Origin of the sequence: Paludibaculum fermentans, assembly GCF_051172195.1 — a bacterium.
Lineage (GTDB): Bacteria > Acidobacteriota > Terriglobia > Bryobacterales > Bryobacteraceae > Paludibaculum > Paludibaculum fermentans_A.
On sequence record NZ_JBPJAQ010000003.1, the window covers coordinates 594,368 to 611,640 of the forward strand.

The following is a 17,273-nucleotide window of genomic DNA, read 5'->3' on the forward strand; positions in this document are numbered from 1 at the left end:
CCGCCATCTTAACCCGCATGTACGAATTGGTGCACGCGGCGAAAGTACTTCTGGGCGCGGGTGACATCCCGGATGATCTGGGCGCGCAGCGCGTCGGCGGAATCGAACTTGCGCTCCGCCCGCAGGCGGAACAGGAATTCGAGTTTGATGCGGGCTGGGGCAAACTCGACGAACGGCCCGAATAGGAATGTTTCGATGGTCAGGTGCCGGCCGTCGAAGGTGGGGCGGTAGCCGATGTTGGTGACGGAGTCCCAGCGGCGGCCGGAGTCCGGATCGGTCGTCCGGGTGATGTAGACGCCGTCGGCGGGCAGGGCCGAGGTCGAGTCTTCCAGCGAGCTGGTTTGGAGGTTCAGGGTGGGGACCGTCTGTTTGGAGCCGCGGCCGTCGCCTGGCACGACGGAGCCGGTGATGGAGTAAGGGCGCTCCAACAGGCGGTTGGCCTTGCCGATGTTTCCGGCGGCGAGCAGGCGGCGGATCTCACTCGACGAGACCGGGATGCCGCGCAGGGTGAGCAGGGGCACAATCTCGGTGCGCAGGCCGGGGCAGCGGCGCAGATCTTCGATGGTGCCGGACTGCTTGCGGCCGAAGTGGAAGTTGTTGCCGACGATCACCGCGCGGGCGCCCAGGATTTCGAGGAGAACGCGCTGCAGGAACTCATCCGGGGTGAGGTTGGCCAACTGGCGGTCGAAGGGCAGGATGAGCACCTGCTGGATGCCGTCGGCGGCCATCAGGGCGCAGCGTTCATCGGGTGTGGTGAGCAGGCGCGGCGCGCGCTCCGGCGCCACGATGGTGGTGGGATGTGGATGGAAGGTGATGGCCGACGGTTTCACGTCGAGCTCGGCGGCGGTGGTGAGGGTACGGCGCATCAATTCGCGATGGCCGGCATGCACGCCGTCGAAGTTGCCGATGGTGACGGCGGAAGGCGCAAAACCGTGGCGCGCTTCGTCTAGACCGCGAAAGATGCGGATGGGCGTCGTCATGAGTGTGGGTTCAGGCTTCTACTGCAATTTGCAGGCCGTCGTAGGCAAGGTAGACGTTCTCGGGCAGCAGTTCCTGCGCTCGCGCATGCAGCAGGTCATGCGAGATGTGCGTGAAGTAGGTCGTTTTCGGCTTCAGGCGGGCCACCGTCTTCAGGCTTTGGTCGACGGTGGAATGCGTGGGGTGCGGCTTGTAGCGCAGCGCGTCCAGGAACAGAACATCCAGCCCTTCCAGCAGGGCCATCGACTCCTCCGGGATCTCGCTGTGGTCGGTGAGATACGCGGTGCGGCCAAAGCGGTAGCCGTGGCACTCGCCGCTGCCGTGTTTCACCGGGATGGGGATGAACTCGATTCCGTCGACGAGAATGGGCGTGCCGTCGAAAACACGCGGCTCAATCTTGGGCCGCGACGATTCGGTGGGGCCGTCGTGGAAGATATAGCTGAAGATGCGGCGGATGACCTCCATGGTGAACGGCGATGCATGGATGGGAATGGGCTCGCGCTGGCGGTAGTTGAAGGGGCGCAGGTCATCGAGGCCAAGAATATGATCGGCGTGCGGATGCGTGTAGAGCACCGCGTCGAGCCGCTCCAGCCGATGCGTGAGCGCCTGTTGTCGAAAGTCGGGGCCGGTGTCGATGAGGACGACGCGCTGGTCCCAGCGGATGCACACGGAGGGCCGCAGGCGCGTGTCGCGCGGATCAGTGGACGTGCAGACTTTGCAGCCGCAGCCGATGGTGGGCACGCCCACGCTGGTGCCGGAGCCGAGGACGGTGAGGGTGAGACTGCGAGGGGCCTCAGCCATTGGCCGGGGCTTCCGCCGCTTTGGCCGCTTCCGCCGCCTTTTTGCCTTCCGCCTCGAATGCCTGCAAGTACCGGAACCGCAGCTCTGTCACCGAGTTGTCGAGGTTGCGCTGCTCCTCGAGCGACAGGTTGCCCTTGGTCTTCTCCTGGAGCATCGCAAGAAGGTCGATCATCTTACGCGCCATGGGGAGCTGGACTTCGGCCGGCTGGTCGCCGCGCGGGTAGAGGCCGAGCTGCATTTCCGCGTCGGCACGGAGGGACAGAACGAGAAAGTCGAAATCGCTCATCGCTCTTCATTGTACGGAGAAGGCGCCGGAAAAATGAAGTGGCGAAAGGTTTACAGCCTCTCGGGTTGACATCCGACCCAAGCCGGCCAATACTGATGTCGGATGCCTACCCAAAAGCCCGATGACGATCGCATCGCCCTGCTGCAGGGCACGCTCGACCTGCTGATTCTGAGAATGCTGGTGTTTGGCCCGCGGCACGGCCAGGGCATTGCGCGGCATATCCAGCAGACGTCGGAGGACACGTTCCTGGTGGATCACGGCTCGTTGTACCTGGCGCTGCAGCGGCTGGAGGACAAGGGCTGGATCAGTGCGGAGTGGGGCGTCTCGGACAACAACCGCAAGGCACGCTTCTACTCGCTCACGGACGAAGGGCGGGCGCAATTGGCCGTGAAGGCCGGCCAGTGGCGGCGGCTGGCGCGCGCGATCGGGCTGATTCTGGGACCGGAAGAGCAGGAGGCATAGACGGCCATGTTCTGGCGGCGCAAACGGAGTGTGAACGACTTTCAGGAAGAGATCCGGGCGCACCTGGAGCTCGAGGCGGAGGCTTTGAAGCAGGAGGGGCTATCCGAAAGGGAGGCCCGGCTGGCGGCGAAGAAAGCCTTCGGCAACGTGCTGGGCGCTGAGGAGCGGTTCTATGAGAAGAACCGGCTGCGCTGGCTGGACGAATTCGCGCAGGACGTGCGGCACGGGTTTCGCATGATGCGGAAGGCTCCGGGGTTCACGGCCGCTGTCGTGGCCACACTCGCGTTGGGCATGGGTGCGAACACGGCGATCTTCAGCCTGATCGATGCCGTACTGTTGCGGGCATTGCCGGTACAGGCGCCGGAGCAGTTGGTGTTTCTGGCAGCCGCAGGTCCCAGGGGCCGGGGCCCCGCACCGCCGTATCCATGCTTCGAGCGCTTCCAGACGCAGACGAAGTCGTATGCGGGCATGGCGGCGTTCACGAACACCGATGTGGGGATCCGTTTCGAAGGGCCCATCGAGCAGGTGGATGCGGCGCGGGTCTCCGGGGACTACTTCCGGGTGCTTGGGGTTAAGCCGGCGGCGGGCCGGCTGCTGACTCCGGAGGACGCCAAGCTGGATCCGCCGGTGGCGGTGATCAGCTACGACTTCTGGCAGCGCCGATTTGGTGGCAGTCCAAGCGCGATTGGGCACACCTTCAAGTGGGACGGCGTGATGGGCGGGCAGTTGTTCACGATTGTCGGCGTAACCGCTCCGGAGTTCCATGGCCTGCTGCCGGGCCGCACCGACGACCTCACGATTCCCATGTCATTGAATGACGACATGCGGAAGGACACAGGTTCCTGGTGGTTCAGTGCGGTGGCACGGCTGAAGCCGGGGGTGAATCCGGAGGTGGCGCGCCAGGAAACAGACCGCCTCTTCCAAACATTCATGGATGAGTTCCCCGTTCCTGAGGAAGTGCGGCGCAACCAGTTTCACCACATCGAACTGGCGCCTGCCTCGCAAGGCCTGGACGAATTGCGGCGGCGCTTCTCGAAGCCGTTGTGGGCGCTGATGATCGTGGTGGGCCTGGTGCTGTTGATCGCGTGCGCCAACATCACGAATCTGCTGCTGGCCCGCTCGGCCCAGCGGGCGCGTGAGTTCGCGCTGCGGGTGGCGATCGGCGCTGGCCGCGGACGGCTGTTCCGGCAGTTGCTGACAGAGACGGGCCTGTTGTTCGCCGCGGGCGCGGCCTCCGGACTGCTGGTGGCGATGTGGGCGGTACGCGGGCTCACCTCATTCTTCGCGGGCGGCGCGCGGCCCATCCGGTTCGAAGTGCATTGGGATTGGCGCGTGCTGGGCTTCACGGTGGGCGCTTCGCTGTTGGCCTCGCTGCTGTTTGGCGCGGCGCCGATGTTGCATGCGCTACGCTCCGATCCGAACAGTGCGATGAAGGACGGCGGGCGTTCGACGATGTCGCGCGGAGGCGGCCGGCTGGGTCAGTTGCTGGTGGCCTTCCAGGTGGCGTTGTCGCTGATTCTGCTGGTGGGCGCGACCCTGTTCCTGCGCACACTGCAGAACCTCCACGAGCAGGATCTGGGCTTCCAGGTCAACAAGGTGGCGCTGGTGGGCGTGCATCTGCCGCATGACTCCTATCCGGAGGTGGAGAACCGAACCGCGTTGTGGGACCGGCTGCTGCCGGAGGTGCGGTCGTTGCCGGGCGTGGTGGCGGCGGCGCTGTCGTCCATGACGCCGCTGGATGGGAACGGAAGAGGGGTCGGGTTCGATGCTCCGGGCTTCCAGTCGGAGTCGCGCGAAGCACACAGCATCGGATTGATCACGGCCAGCGACGGGTACTTCCGGACCCTGGGCATCGCACTGCTGCGCGGGCGGGACTTCACTGATCGAGACCGGGCCGGCACGCCCTACGTTGGGTTGATCAACGAGAGTGCGCGCAAGCACTTCTTCGGCGACAAGGATCCCATCGGGACGGATGTCGTGATGAACAAGCGGACGCTGCGGATCATCGGCGTAGTGGCCGATGTGATGCAGGAGGATTTGCGCAAGCCGCCGCGGCGGTTCCTGTATATCTCCCTCCGGCAGCCGATGGACATGGGGGCGCGACAGACGTTGAGCATTCGCACGGCGGGGGATCCCGAAGCGGTGCTGCCCTCGGTGCTGGCTCGATTGCGCGGCCTGGGCCCGGATGTGCACCTGCTGCGCAGCGGCACGCTGGCGCGGCAGATGGATGAGTCGTTGATCCAGGAGCGGCTGATCTCCACACTGGCCACGGCGTTTGGCCTGCTGGCGCTGGTGCTTTCGGCTGTGGGCCTGTACGGCGTGCTGTCGTATTCCGTGGCTCGCAAGACTCCGGAAATCGGTGTACGGATGGCGTTGGGCGCGATGCCGGGGCAGGTGGCCTGGTCGATTCTCCGCAAGACCCTGGGGGTAATCGCCCTGGGCCTGGCCGTGGGGATCCCGGTGTCCGTGCTGGTGTCGCACGCGGCGTCGTCGATGTTATTCGGCGTAACGCCGGCGGACGGGTTGTCGCAACTGATTGCAGCCGCGTTGTTGGGCGCGGTGGCGCTGGCGGCGGGTTATCTGCCGGCGCGGCGGGCGGGCCGCGTGGATCCGCTCACGGCATTGCGGCACGAGTAGCGGGCTAGCTGAAGAGTTTCACTGGCCGCTGATCGTAGGCCTTGAGCGCTTCGGCATAACGGACGCCGCAGGTGGCTCCGCGATAGGCGGCAATGGCGGTTTTGAGTTCTACGGCGGAATCGCGCTGAGCCGGGTCATAAGGCTGATTGCGCATCACCGCCATCAGTTTGGCCAGCCAGGCGCTGGCGGCGGGCCATTCCGCTGTGACATCGACGAACGTGTCGGGCTCAAAGCCGCGCGTATGGCGCGGGCCGTTGTCGTAGTAGTAGATCTGGCGCGGCGCCACGGCGTCGGTGCGGCCCAGGATCTGGTTCGCGTTCTTCACGGCGATTTCACACAGCGGGGAAGCCACGCGATGGTCGTCATGCGTATCGCTGTGCCAGAGCATGATGGCCATGTCCGGCTTCACGTCCGCCACCAGTTCAGCCACCTTCTGTTTGGCGGGTGTGGTGACGTCGAACATATGGGATGAGAAGTCGAGGAAGCGCATCTCGGCGCCATAGTGGTGGGCGAGCTGCTTCGAGCCGTCGACGAGTGCCTGCTCGCGGCCCTTCACCGGGGCCCAGTTCGTATAGTCGCCGATGAGGGCGGCGATCACTACGCGCCAGCCCTGCTGAACCGCCTGGAGCATGATGCCGGGCACTCCGAAGACACAATCGTCATAGTGGGCCCCCATGGCCAGCAGCGTCTTGGGCATTGGAGATTATGCTAACGCAGAACGGCGGACTGGCGCGCCGGCCGTGGTGAGGTTTGATGCATTGGCGAGGTGGGCGAGGTGGCGTGGAGAGATTAGTTCCCAATACGCGGAGAAATTGTTGCAATAGGCCCTGAATCTCGATATCCGCGCCGGCGACGCTTTGACGGTGAGGAGGAGCGGTTCATCCGTTGCGCCACCCGCTCAGCGCACCACGATGTGCAAGGGCCGGAGTGCGTTGTTGCAGTAGCCGAAATGATTCCATTCCGGCGATTCCGGCTGCATCCGGCCCTCCAGATCGGTGGCCTTGGCGCGGATGACGCAGTTGCCGGGCGCATCCACGCGAGTGAGCAGTTCCCACCATTGCCAGCTATGCCGTTTCCGGTCTCCGAGCAGCCGGGCCTCGTGCCAGGGTCCATCGTCAATTTTGACCTTCACTGAGGCGATGGGCGCCGCGCCGGACCATGCGACACCGCGTACGACGAGTTCGCCACGCTCGACGAGTGCGTGCGGGGCAGGTTCGGTGATGATGCTGCGTACGCGCTGCAGCCGGAGCGGTTCCCTCTCCACGCGTCCGTCGACCTCACGATCAATGTAGTAGCGTTCTGTCTGGTAGAAGGCTTCGAACGGCCGGTCGATGACTTCAATTTCCGTCAGCCATTTGACCGACGCGACGGCGTACCAACTGGGCACGATGACACGCAACGGAAAGCCATGCTGCAGGGGCAGCGCCTCGCCGTTCATGGCGTAGGCGAGCAGGGCTTCGGAGAAGCGAGCCTCGTCGAGGCTCAGGCTGCGTTCGAAGAAGACCGGATCGGTGTGGTCTTCCACCAGGCCGCTGTCGGCTCCGCGGAAGACGATGTGCTGTGCATTGGGCCGCACACCGGCGCGGTGGAGCACCTCCAGCAGCGGAACTCCGGTCCATTCCGCGGTGCTGACGGCGCCGAGATTCCATTGCTCGCCGCTGGTCCTGGGCTCCAACGTGGATCGGCCGTTGCCGGCGCATTCCAAGGTCACCAGCTTCGACTGGGAAGGCAAGTTGGCGATATCGCGCCAGGAGAGGCTGAGCGGATTGTCCACCAGGCCGTGCACGCGGAGCCGCCAATCTTCCCTGTTGAGTTTTGGAATCTGAAAGTGGTTGCGGATGTAGAACCGCGCGTTCGGCATCACGACGCCGCCGATGAGGTCGGGGATGGAGATCTCGCCATTCAGGGGATGAGCACGGTGGACCAGCAGGCCGTCCTCGATCGCCTGCTGGCAGGCCTCTTCCGGATCGAGCGCGGGCATTGCCTGATCCTCGGGCTGATCCCCGGCTCCACAACCGCCCCGGGAGACCACGCCGGCACAGGTGGAGGCCGGATAGACATCCAGGCTGCCGGCCAGGGCGAAGGGCGCCATGAAGTCGAGAACAAGATCCAGGGCAGCCGCTTCGACAATCATGTAGACGGTGTGCTCGCCGCGCACCACGGCCTCTGCCTGTATGGTGATGCCATGTTTTCGCACATTGGGGCGGCTGAGGTGATTGAGGAGGTTGGCTCCGTGATAAGGATCGGCCGCGGGGCAGCTTTCGGGATCGTGCTGGTGTCGAACGATGAAGAGAGGCATAGGCTTTCACACCGGGCAGACAGGAAGGGGCCGTTGCGCCGCCGCCCCGCGCAATGCGGCTGGGGAGGAAACGGAAGCGGCCCTTCCCTGGTCGTTACTCCGGCTGGGGCACGATCCGCAGATAAGGCTTGATCGTCTTCCAGCCGTTGGGGTACTTCTGTTTGGCTTCCTCGTCGGACACCGCGGGCACGATGATCACGTCCTCGCCCTGCTTCCAGTTCACCGGGGTGGCCACTTTATGGGCCGAAGTGAGCTGCATGGAGTCCAATACTCGCAGCACCTCGTCAAAGTTGCGGCCAGTGGTCATCGGGTAGATGAGCATCAGCTTGATCTTCTTGTCGGGGCCGACGATGAAGACGGTACGCACGGTTGCGTTATTGGCTGCTGTGCGGCCCTCCGAGGTGGTGCCGGCCTCGGCGGGCAGCATGTCGTAAAGCTTCGCCACGCTGAGTTCGGGGTCTCCGATCATCGGGTAGTTCACGGCGTAACCCTGCGTCTCTTCGATGTCGGCGGCCCACTTGCCGTGATTGGTGACGGGGTCGACACTCAAACCGATGACTTTGCAATTGCGCTTTTCAAACTCGGGCTGCAGGCGGGCTACATAACCGAGTTCCGTGGTGCAGACCGGGGTGAAATCCTTGGGGTGGGAGAACAGGATGGCCCATCCATTCCCAATCCATTCGTGGAAGTTGATGGGGCCCTGTGTCGTCTCCGCGGTGAAATTTGGGGCTTCATCATTGATTCGCAGGCTCATTGTTTTCTCCAGTTTCGATTCGAAGTCCGTGATGTGGGAGGCTAGCCGGGGGCAGAAGCGAGTTTCAGGCTGGCCGCTTCCCAGGCGGCAAGACCGCCGGCCATTTCAATCAAGAGCGTGATTCCATTTTGATGCAGAATGCTGGCGGCGATGGAGGAGCGGTAACCGCCGGCGCAATGGACGGCGATGCGGCGATCCCGCGGGATCTCGGACAGACGCTGCTGCAAATGGTTGAGCGGCACATTCAGGCTACCGTCGATGTGCTTGGCGGCCCACTCGCGCGGGTTCCGGACATCCAGCAGCAGCGGCGGATCGAGGCTGGCCAGTTCATCCGCGACCGAGGGCGCGCTGACGCGTTCAGTGGGCCACACCAGGTCCGGCCGGTCAGCGAGGGCCGCCATGCCGCCCTCCAGATAGCCTTGGACGTGATCGAAACCGATGCGGCCCAGGCGCAGAGCGGCTTCCTGCTCGCGGCCAGGCTCGGAGATGATCACGATGGGCTTGGCGCGGTCGAGCACGGTTCCGGCCCAGGTGGCGTACTGGCCGCCGAGACCGATGTTGATACTGCCGGCCACGTGGCCCTTGGCGTATTCGGCAGGATCTCGGACGTCGAGGATCTGGGCGCCGGCATCGCCCATCGCGAGCAACTGGCCGAGTCCGATGGGCCGCAGCACCTGCTCCAGATTGCGGTCCAGCGTGGTGTGCTCGCGGGTATTGAGGATCGCGTCATAGGTGAAGTAAGGAGGGGCGTCGGGCTGGTCGGCCGTCACCAGGCGGATGAACTCCTCCTTGGGCATCGGCTGCAGCGCGTAGTTCGTGCGGCGTTGCGTACCCAAGGCAGAGACGGTGTCGGAAGAGAGCTGCTTGCCGCAGAGGGAGCCGGCGCCATGGGCCGGGTAGACGAGGGTCTCGTCGGGCAGCGCCAGGAGTTTGCCGTGAAGGGAATCGTAGAGGTGCGAGCCGAGGTCGTTCGCTGTCCAGCCGAGCGACGCCCGCAGGTCGGGGCGGCCGACATCCCCGATAAACAGGGTGTCCCCGGTGAGCACGGCGTGCGGCCTGGACGCATCCTGCCGCGGGTCGAAAACCAGCAGCGAGATCGACTCGATGGTGTGGCCGGGTGTTTCCAGTACTTGGAGGCGCAGGCCGGGGAAGTCGAGCGTATCGCCATCCCGCATGGGCGTGAAGGCATACTCCGCTTGCGCGCGGGCGCCGAGATGGATGGCTGCACCGCACTGGTCTCGAAGTTCCAGGTGGCCAGCCACGAAGTCGGCATGAAAGTGACTCAGAAAGACATGCCGGATGCGCAGACCGAGGGTCTCGGCGTCGGCCAGGTACTTCTGTATGTCGCGCTGCGGGTCGACGACGATGGCCGTACCGCTTGTTTCGTCGCCCAGGAGATATGAGGCGTGCGCGAGGCAGCCCAGATAATACTGTTTCAGGATCATAGGATGTCCAGGGCCAACTGAGTTTTCCGCCACCCGCGCGATCCCCTCCCCTTTCCCAGAGAGAGAGGGGATCGCGGCGTTCACCCCCTACGCAGAGCACCTCCGTACCCGTCACTCGTGGGCACGGCAGCCCGCGCCGCGGAGTTAGCTGATCGGAATTACCGCTCCATTCACGAGCCGGTATCCTTCCGGAACTTTACCTACCACTGACGAGAGCTGTGCGAGCACCTGGCAGAAGGCCTTGTAATCCTGCTGCTGGAACATGTTTCTGATGTAAACAGTGCTCTCTCCGAGCGCACCCGTACCGGCGAAACCGTAGACCTCTTTCCATTCCAGGGGGCCGAGGTGGGCGATCTCCGCTTCGTGTTTGGTGATGCCGCCCTTGCCCGCTTTGATCAGAAAGCCGGATTCCACTCGCAGGGCGTACACCCAGTGCCCGAGAGTGGTGATGCGGCATTCCTCGTCCCAGTCGAGATTCCTCGGTTTGCCGTGCGCTCCGCCCAGGCTGCCGTCGGCCGCTTCCCTTGCTTTGCCGACATCGCGGGTGGTGGAGACGTAGCCTTTCAGGAACGAGTCGTTCGTCATGCCTTGCAGGTGCATTTGCTCATTGGAGAGCACCTTGCGCCAGAAGTGATACTCGGCCAGCAGCCCCCGGTCAGCAGGGGAGACCTGGTTGATCAGGTAACCGGCCATGTCTTCCTCAGTGGGGATACTGACGCCCGGGAGCGCACGGCGCTTCAGGTAGCCCACAAACTCCTTGGCGATGGACGTCATATAAGAGGAATCGGTGCGGGCCGAGGGCGGCTGGAATCCCCTGACGGCGCGGATCTGGTCCGGGGTGCGCCGGTCGCCGCGAAAGGCGTAGGCCCCCACTTGCTCGAACATCTGCATGTGATCCCACGCGTTCAACATGCCGGCCGGGCGCTTGAACCCGGCTCGCAAAGTGCAAGGTGTTTCCTGGCCGCCCCGGCCGGTCCCGATGGTGACAGACCGCGGTGTCAGGGAGGGCGTCGCGGGACGGTTGGGCGAGGAGGATTTCCAACCATGATTGATCAGTTTCTGCAGTTCCGCCGAGTAGTTGAACTGCTTCACGAACATCCCAGTGATGCCGATGTAGCCGTTGTTCCCGTCCTGGTGATCCAGGCGCTCACCCCAGGGTTCCCAGGCGGTGAACTCCCGTAAGTCCTTGTAGAACTTGTTCCTGATCTGCAACGGCTGGGCGGACTTTTCGGTTCGTTGGCCGAACCTTGCCCTCAGCCCACCGAATACGGAAGTTGCTGTCGCCATGAAATTCCTCCTCTGATCCTTTCCCGCGGCACACACCTGGGTTTGCTGCCCGCCGGTCCGCTCGACTGCGTTCTATGTGGCAATAAGAAGAACGCGGAGGAAGGTTACACACTTCCTTCAACGGGTGTTCCTGAATCTGCCGAAGATGAACCTGAAGTGGCTCGGCGAGCCTCGCTGATTGGTTTACCGGCTGGAACTCGCTGGGCGGCCGGTGGCGGTGAGCAGACGCTCCTGGATGTCGGCCAGATCGTTGGCGCGGGCCATCAGTTCGGCCAGCCCGGCGGCGGAAAGTTGCCCCGATTGCCTGAGCGCGGCCAGGAGGGAGCGGGACTCCGCGAAACAGTCGCGGCTTTGCTGGTACGCGGTGATCGATTCCAAACCGCTGGAGCCTCGCGCCGCCGCTCGCTGGGCGTCGCCGTGCAACCTGAGACTCTGGGCCAGGGCCAGGCGGTTTGCGGGTACATCATCCTCGGCCAGCAACCGGCGGCTGAGCTCGACCGCTTTGCCCGCCGCTTCCAGCCGCGCCGGCACCGGGCTGGCGAAGGACTCCAGAGCCTCCGCCTGGTTCCGCCAACCCTGCGCCAGGGCCGCCAGGATCTGCCCGGCCGCTGGTTTGCCCTTCGCGAAGTAGAGGCTGAAATTACCCCGGTCGCCGGAGATCTTCCACAGCGCCAGAGTGGCGTCGGCGGCGGATCCGGTGCCGCGCGCGGCGCTCTCGTGGCGGTAGCTGGACTCGCGTTGGCGCAGGGCTTGGTTCCTGTCGCCAAGGCTTTCCAGGACGAAGGCTGCACCGCGGCCGGCGAGAAGCAGCGACTCCAGGGCGCTCAGGTTGCCCTGATCCGCTGACCATGACTGCTCGCTTGCGCGTGCTGCTTGCTGGAATCCCGCCAGTGCCTCGCGCCAGGAGCCTTGCCCGGCCTCCCGCAAGCCAAGCCGGACCTGCAGCGAGCCGATGCGGGTCAGGCGGGCCGCGCGATCATAGATGTCGCTGGCGGTGACAGGTGACTCTGCCCGGCTCAGCGCTTTCTGCTCAAACGCGAGCGCCTGGGCGGGATCTCCCAGGCTGAGGGCGACGGAGGCCGCGCGTCGATAGGCGCGCAGCAGCGTGTCGCGGTAGAGCCTGTTGCCGGGATTGTCGCGTGCCATCGTTTCCAGCACCGGCACGATCCGTTTCAGAATGACCGCGGCATCCTCTTCCGCACGCGCGGTGGAGAACGCAGCGGCCAGGGCCAGGTAGCTGGAAGCGAGCTCGTTGCGATAGTACGGCGAGGGCTCCTGCTCAATCGGATACGACCGGCCGGCGCCAGGGGGTGTGGAATTCTCGTCCAGGATGGGCAGCGCGCGGCGCAGCGCGGCCAAGCCCTCGTCGCGGCGTCCCGAAAGCAGCAGCGTCTCGCCCAGGTCCCGGTTTGCGGCGACCCGGCTGACGACCCCCGTCCGTTGCGTCATTCCGAGAACCTGGCGGGCGGCGGCTAAGGCGCGTTCATACTCCGCGGAGCGCAGGCACTCGACGCGCAGGCACAACAGGGCATTGCGGAGCTCAGTCAGGGCGGACTCGTCATCCGGGTGGGCCTTGAAGTCCGCTGCGAGAAACGGCAGCGCCTTTTCGGCGGCGGCCACCGCGGCCCGATAGTCGCCGCTGCCGTCGTATAGCCTCGCCAGGTCCTCCCCCGCACGGGCCAACGCACGCTGCAATCCTTGGCTGTCCGGCTTGCCCGCCACGCGCTTTTTCCAGATGGTCACGGCAGCGGACTGAGACTGGATGGCCTCGCTCCAGCGCGACATGGCCCGCAGGCCCGCGGCCAATCCCTGGTGCGCCGTCGCCAGGCTCACCAACGACTCCGGCGTGGGCTGAGCCGGGCTGGCCGCTTGCGCCACCTGCAACGCCTCGCGGTAACTACGCAGCGCGGCCGGCTGGTCGCCCATACCCAGCAGGACGCCACCGATCGAATCCAGGTCACCGCGCAGCGCTTCGCTCAGCTCGAAGCGGCCTGGATCGCGAGCGGCCAGCCGCCGGTCGATCGCCTCGGCCTTGCGATATTGCTCCAGTGCCCCCGGGAAGTCGCGCAGGTAGGTCTTGAAACGGCCGGCATTTCGATAGTGATAGGCCGCCTGCCGCGGGAAGTCGGGGTTGTCGGGATGGCGCGCCGCCTGCTCTTCCTGGACCGACGCGGCCAGGGTGACGTTCTCCAGGGCCAGGGCGGCCTGGCCGTTGTCATAGTAAGCATTTGACAGAGCCACGCGCGCCGCGCTCAGATCCAGGCGGAAGCTGGCATTGCGGCTATCCGAGGCGGTGAGCTGCTCGAGAATCGAGACCGACTGCCGGGCGCAGGAGACGGCTTCCTGCAGCCGGCTCAAGTTGAGCAGGACCCGGGTCATCGTGCCTAGAGCCACCGCCCGGTCCCGCTGGTACTTGACGTTCGCCGGTTCCTCGCGGCTCAGCCTCTCGCAGGCATCCGCGCCTTTCTGCAGCCACTGCAAAGCCTCGCGGCGATTCTTCAGCACCAGGGAGGAGCCCAGCGCCAGCTGCGCCTGGGCCAGTTCCCAGCGCAGCACCGGATCGCCCGGGTTCGTGGCCAGAATGCGATCGCGCAAGGCCACCGCCCCGGCGAACTCGCCTTTGCCCTGCAGCACTTCACAGCGGTCGCGCAGGCCCTGGCGGTCGTTGGGCCATTGTTGGGTGTAGATGGCGGCGGACCTGGCGGCGCGATCCAGAATCTCCTTCGCGGGCGCATCCCCATCGTCGAGTTGTGCCCAGGAGGAGGCGAATGTGTGGACCACGGAACCGAAAGTGCGGGCCGCCAGCGCCGACTCTTCGAGCTGCGCCTGCCGCACGTAAGCGAGCGTCAGAAGATGGCGTATGTTCGCCCGTTGCGGAGCGGCCGCCACCTCACCCTCGAGTATCGCGACACTGCGTGCATAGCTCTGCCGGGCACCCGTTACGTCCCGAAGGTTCGATTCGCCCGGCGCGCCCTGCAGGTCGCCGACCTTGAGAAATGCTTCCGCCAGCGCCAGCCGCCGCCGCGGATCGGCTTGGGTCAACGCCGCCTCCTTGTTGAGGTACCGCTGGCCCAGCCTTACCAGCGCTTCCCGCGCCTTGGTGCCGCCGGCGAGGTCCTTCACATCGTCGTTGATCTCGAACAGCATCGCTTCCGCGAGGGCGTGGACGTCATTCAGACGGGCTTCGGCCAGCGTGCGCGCCGCCACCGCTTCAGTCCGTTCCCTCCGGGCGATGGCGGCCTGCCAGGTGGTCGCCGCGATGCCGGCTACCAGTGCTACCAATACGGCAGCGGCGGCAATGACCGATCGCCTGTACCGCCGCACGAACTTCCCCGCATGGTAGAGCGCGCCCGGCGGACTCGCCAGAACAGGCTGATCGTCGAGATGCCGGCGGATGTCGGCAGACAGGTCGGAGGCGGCTGCATACCGCCGCCCGCGGTCTTTCTCCATCGCCTTCGCCACCACCCAGTTCAGGTCGCCCTGCACCTGGCGCTTCAGTGTGGCCGGATCGGTGCGCCGCCTGCCTGCGATCTCGATCGCCGTGTCGCGCATTCCCGTCAGCTTCGCGGTCATGGGGATGGCTTCTTCTTCCCGGATGATCCGCAGCAGTTCGGACAGGGGCGCCCTGCGCAGCCGGGCCGCGTCGAACGGTACAGCGCCGGTCAATAGTTCATACAGCAGGACGCCGAGCGAATAAACATCGGATCTCGTGTCGATGTCGCCCGTTACCAGATCGGCCTGCTCCGGACTCATGTACTCCGGCGTGCCCATGAATTGTCCCAGCTGTGTCACGCCGGCCGCCTCGTCCTGCGGCGGCCCGATGGCCCGCGCGATCCCGAAGTCGATCACCTTGGGTGTGGCTCGCCCGTCCACCTGGGTGACCATCACGTTGGAGGGCTTGATGTCGCGATGGACGACGCCCTTCTGATGCGCGTGCTGCAGGGCCAGGCACACCGGGATGAACAACTCCAGCCGTTCTGTTGTCGTAAGGCGGTGCTGGTCGCAATACTGCGTAATGGGCAGGCCATCGACGTACTCCATTACGAAGTACGGGCGGCCGTTTGCGCTGGCCCCGGCGTCGTGCACATGGGCGATGTTGGGGTGATCCATCAGCGCCAGCGCCTGCCGTTCGTAATTGAATCGCGACAGGATCTGGCTGGAACTCACGCCCGGCTTCACCACCTTCAGCGCCACCATGCGGTGCAGCGGTTTCGTCTGCTCGGCCAGGAAGACCCCGCCCATGCCGCCTTCGCCCAGTAGCCGCAGGATGCGATAGGGTCCGAACCTGTCGTCATCCAAGGCGGCGGACGGTTCCGCCTGGGCGCTGGTTTCGAGGCTGGACGCGCCGCTGTCATCCTCAAGTTCGGGATCGGTGCCGAGCGCACCTGCCAGCATGCAGGCGGCACAAGTCCCGTCGGGGTCGAGGCTTATTCCGCACTTGCTGCAGACTGACACTTGCTCCTCCACGACCGGGCGGGATCTATCGGCATCAGCCTTAGGGCTGGCCTGCCAGGGCCGCAATCAGGTGGCGTAGCTCGGCGTCAATGTCCGCCGGATCGGCCACAATATTGGCAATCTCTGCGCGCAGCAGGTCTCGATACCGCTTCCTCAGCCGGTGTATCCCGACCTTCAACGCCGTTTCCGTGGTGTCGAGCTGCCGGGCCAGCTCCGCGTACGGAACATCGAACTCCCCCTGCAGCGAGGGTTTCAACCGGTTGAAATGCTCCAGCCGGCCATGCCGGACGAACTCCTCGCGCAGCCGGTCGACGACTCGGTCAAGCAGTGTGCGGGCCCAACGCCGTTCATAAATACGTTCGGGCGTTTCATTATGGCCCGGTTCCCGTACATACATCTCCTCGCCCCGTGAGAACTCGAATGGCAACGACGGCGCTCCTCCACCGCGCTTCTGCGCCCGGGCCCGGCCGGCATCGTCGCACAGGTAGTACTTGAAGGAAGTCAGCAGAAATGAGCGGAAGCGCCCCCTGTCGGGATCCGCACGATCGAAATAGTCGCGTTCCAGAAAGCGGGCGAAGAACTCCTGCGTATGGTCCTGTGCAGCTTCCGGCGAATCACCTCTACGCCGGGCATAGGCATAAAGAGGGTACCAATAGGCCTCGCACAGGGATGCGAGCGCTTTGCGGCTATCCGGCCCTGCGTGCGAGCCTGCGGCCGCAACCAGTGTCCAGTGGGTGGTCGGAAAATCAGCTGGACCGGAGCTGAATTGCATCGCGAGTGCTCTAATTGTAGCCTGATTGCCGTCGGCCCAATGGCAAACCCGGCCCCCGGCCATCCGGCATTTACTGGCGCCCCACGCGCTCCATCGGCAGCGCATTGGGCGATCGCAGCGTGCGGATATCACGCATGGGGGATTGGCCGAAAAACCGGCTATATTCGCGGTTGAACTGGCTGGCGCTCTCATAACCAACCGCGTAGGCCGCACTGGCCGCATCCAGCCCGTCGGCGAGCATCCGGGTCCGCGCCGCCTGCAGGCGAAGTTGCTTCTGATACTGCAGGGGACTCATCGCCGTCAGTGCCCGGAAGTGATGGTGCAGTGTGGATACGCCCATGCCGGCCAGTTGCGCCAGATCTTCCACTCGCAGCGGTTTCGCATAATTCGCCCTCATCCACGCAATTGCCTTGGCTGTGCGGTGGCTTTGGTCGCCCAGGGTCGCGATGGCTCGCAGGCGAGCGCCCTCAGGCCCGCGCAGGATCCTGTAAATGATCTCGCGCTGGATCAGGCCGCTGAGAAAAGGGATGTCCTCCGGAGCGCTCAGCAGGTCCACCAGCCGGCAGCAGGCGCCCAGCAGCTCCACCGTGGTGGCGCCAGTGGCCATGGCCGGCTGATCCGGTTGCAAATCCGGCGCCGGAATCTCGTCCCGGCTCAGCATCTCCCGGACCACCGGCATCTCGAGCTTCAGGCTCAGTGCCAGGAAGGGTGTTTCTTCACTCGCCTCCACCACCTGGCTGACAATCGGCAAATCGACCGACGTCAGCAGGAATCGCGATTCGTCATAGCAGAACGTGGTCCGCGCAAGCTCGACGCGCTTCCGGCCCTGGGCAATCACCGCGACACTCGGTTCGTAGGTCATGCACGTTGGGGCGGTCAGCTCGGTCCTGCGGACTAGTATCAGGCCGGGAATCTCCGTTGCCCATCTCACTTGGCTACCCACCAGCGCGTCAATCTTCCGGGCCAGTTCAGTACGCACAGCCTGCGTTGGCTCCGCCGTCAGAGGTATACGATCTCTTCGATTCGTGATGGCCACGTGTCTCGCCCTCCTCAGCCCTAGATTACCTTCGGCGGTTGCCGTGGATGTACTGATTTTC

Annotated in this window: 13 protein-coding genes; 2 read left to right on the forward strand and 11 right to left on the reverse strand. The window is 64.9% G+C overall.

Annotation, left to right across the window (positions count from 1 at the left end; genetic code table 11):
* Window positions 1-8 precede the first annotated feature (8 nt).
* The 3 genes from ACR9Y2_RS36380 to ACR9Y2_RS36390 are packed head-to-tail and all read right to left on the reverse strand — an operon-like array spanning window position 9 to window position 2,065.
* On the reverse strand, window positions 9-980 hold the full coding sequence (locus ACR9Y2_RS36380; protein WP_435046816.1) for a bifunctional riboflavin kinase/FAD synthetase: 972 nt from the start codon (window positions 978-980) through the stop codon (window positions 9-11).
* A 10-nt stretch (window positions 981-990) separates the two neighbouring features.
* Complete coding sequence (locus ACR9Y2_RS36385) at window positions 991-1,779, reverse strand: MBL fold metallo-hydrolase (protein WP_435046817.1); 789 nt, start codon at window positions 1,777-1,779, stop codon at window positions 991-993.
* On the reverse strand, window positions 1,772-2,065 hold the full coding sequence (locus ACR9Y2_RS36390; protein ID WP_435046818.1) for a DUF1844 domain-containing protein: 294 nt from the start codon (window positions 2,063-2,065) through the stop codon (window positions 1,772-1,774). Before ACR9Y2_RS36390 ends, ACR9Y2_RS36385 begins: the two co-directional genes overlap by 8 nt.
* Window positions 2,066-2,167: 102 nt before the next feature.
* On the opposite strand from ACR9Y2_RS36390, the gene ACR9Y2_RS36395 reads away from it, so the two are divergent.
* Window positions 2,168-2,527 (forward strand): PadR family transcriptional regulator, encoded by a 360-nt coding sequence (locus ACR9Y2_RS36395; RefSeq protein ID WP_435046819.1) that lies wholly within the window; start codon window positions 2,168-2,170, stop codon window positions 2,525-2,527.
* A 6-nt stretch (window positions 2,528-2,533) separates the two neighbouring features.
* On the forward strand, window positions 2,534-5,164 hold the full coding sequence (locus ACR9Y2_RS36400; protein ID WP_435046820.1) for an ADOP family duplicated permease: 2,631 nt from the start codon (window positions 2,534-2,536) through the stop codon (window positions 5,162-5,164).
* A gap of 4 nt (window positions 5,165-5,168) precedes the next feature.
* Here the strand turns inward: ACR9Y2_RS36400 and ACR9Y2_RS36405 are convergent, their stop codons facing one another.
* From ACR9Y2_RS36405 to ACR9Y2_RS36440, 8 genes are all read right to left on the reverse strand, one after another.
* The gene (locus ACR9Y2_RS36405) at window positions 5,169-5,861 is read right to left on the reverse strand and encodes a PIG-L deacetylase family protein (protein WP_435046821.1); all 693 of its coding nucleotides are present in this window, start codon (window positions 5,859-5,861) and stop codon (window positions 5,169-5,171) included.
* Between the two features lie 201 nt (window positions 5,862-6,062).
* The gene (locus ACR9Y2_RS36410; RefSeq protein ID WP_435046822.1) at window positions 6,063-7,463 is read right to left on the reverse strand and encodes a molybdopterin-dependent oxidoreductase; all 1,401 of its coding nucleotides are present in this window, start codon (window positions 7,461-7,463) and stop codon (window positions 6,063-6,065) included.
* Window positions 7,464-7,557: 94 nt separating this feature from the next.
* Window positions 7,558-8,217 (reverse strand): peroxiredoxin, encoded by a 660-nt coding sequence (locus ACR9Y2_RS36415; RefSeq protein WP_435046823.1) that lies wholly within the window; start codon window positions 8,215-8,217, stop codon window positions 7,558-7,560.
* A gap of 41 nt (window positions 8,218-8,258) precedes the next feature.
* Window positions 8,259-9,662: a rhodanese-like domain-containing protein gene (locus tag ACR9Y2_RS36420; RefSeq protein WP_435046824.1), complete on the reverse strand. Its 1,404-nt coding sequence runs from the start codon at window positions 9,660-9,662 to the stop codon at window positions 8,259-8,261.
* 144 nt (window positions 9,663-9,806) lie between these two features.
* Window positions 9,807-10,949: a hypothetical protein gene (locus ACR9Y2_RS36425; RefSeq protein ID WP_435046825.1), complete on the reverse strand. Its 1,143-nt coding sequence runs from the start codon at window positions 10,947-10,949 to the stop codon at window positions 9,807-9,809.
* A gap of 183 nt (window positions 10,950-11,132) precedes the next feature.
* Window positions 11,133-15,404, reverse strand: a complete 4,272-nt coding sequence (locus ACR9Y2_RS36430; protein WP_435046826.1) for a protein kinase domain-containing protein — start codon at window positions 15,402-15,404, stop codon at window positions 11,133-11,135.
* Window positions 15,405-15,444: 40 nt separating this feature from the next.
* On the reverse strand, window positions 15,445-16,176 hold the full coding sequence (locus ACR9Y2_RS36435) for an RNA polymerase sigma factor (RefSeq protein ID WP_435046827.1): 732 nt from the start codon (window positions 16,174-16,176) through the stop codon (window positions 15,445-15,447).
* 70 nt (window positions 16,177-16,246) lie between these two features.
* Window positions 16,247-17,212 carry an AraC family transcriptional regulator N-terminal domain-containing protein gene (locus ACR9Y2_RS36440; protein ID WP_435046828.1) on the reverse strand — a complete coding sequence of 322 codons (966 nt, stop codon included), beginning with the start codon at window positions 17,210-17,212 and terminating at the stop codon, window positions 16,247-16,249.
* Between the last annotated feature and the right edge of the window lie 61 nt (window positions 17,213-17,273).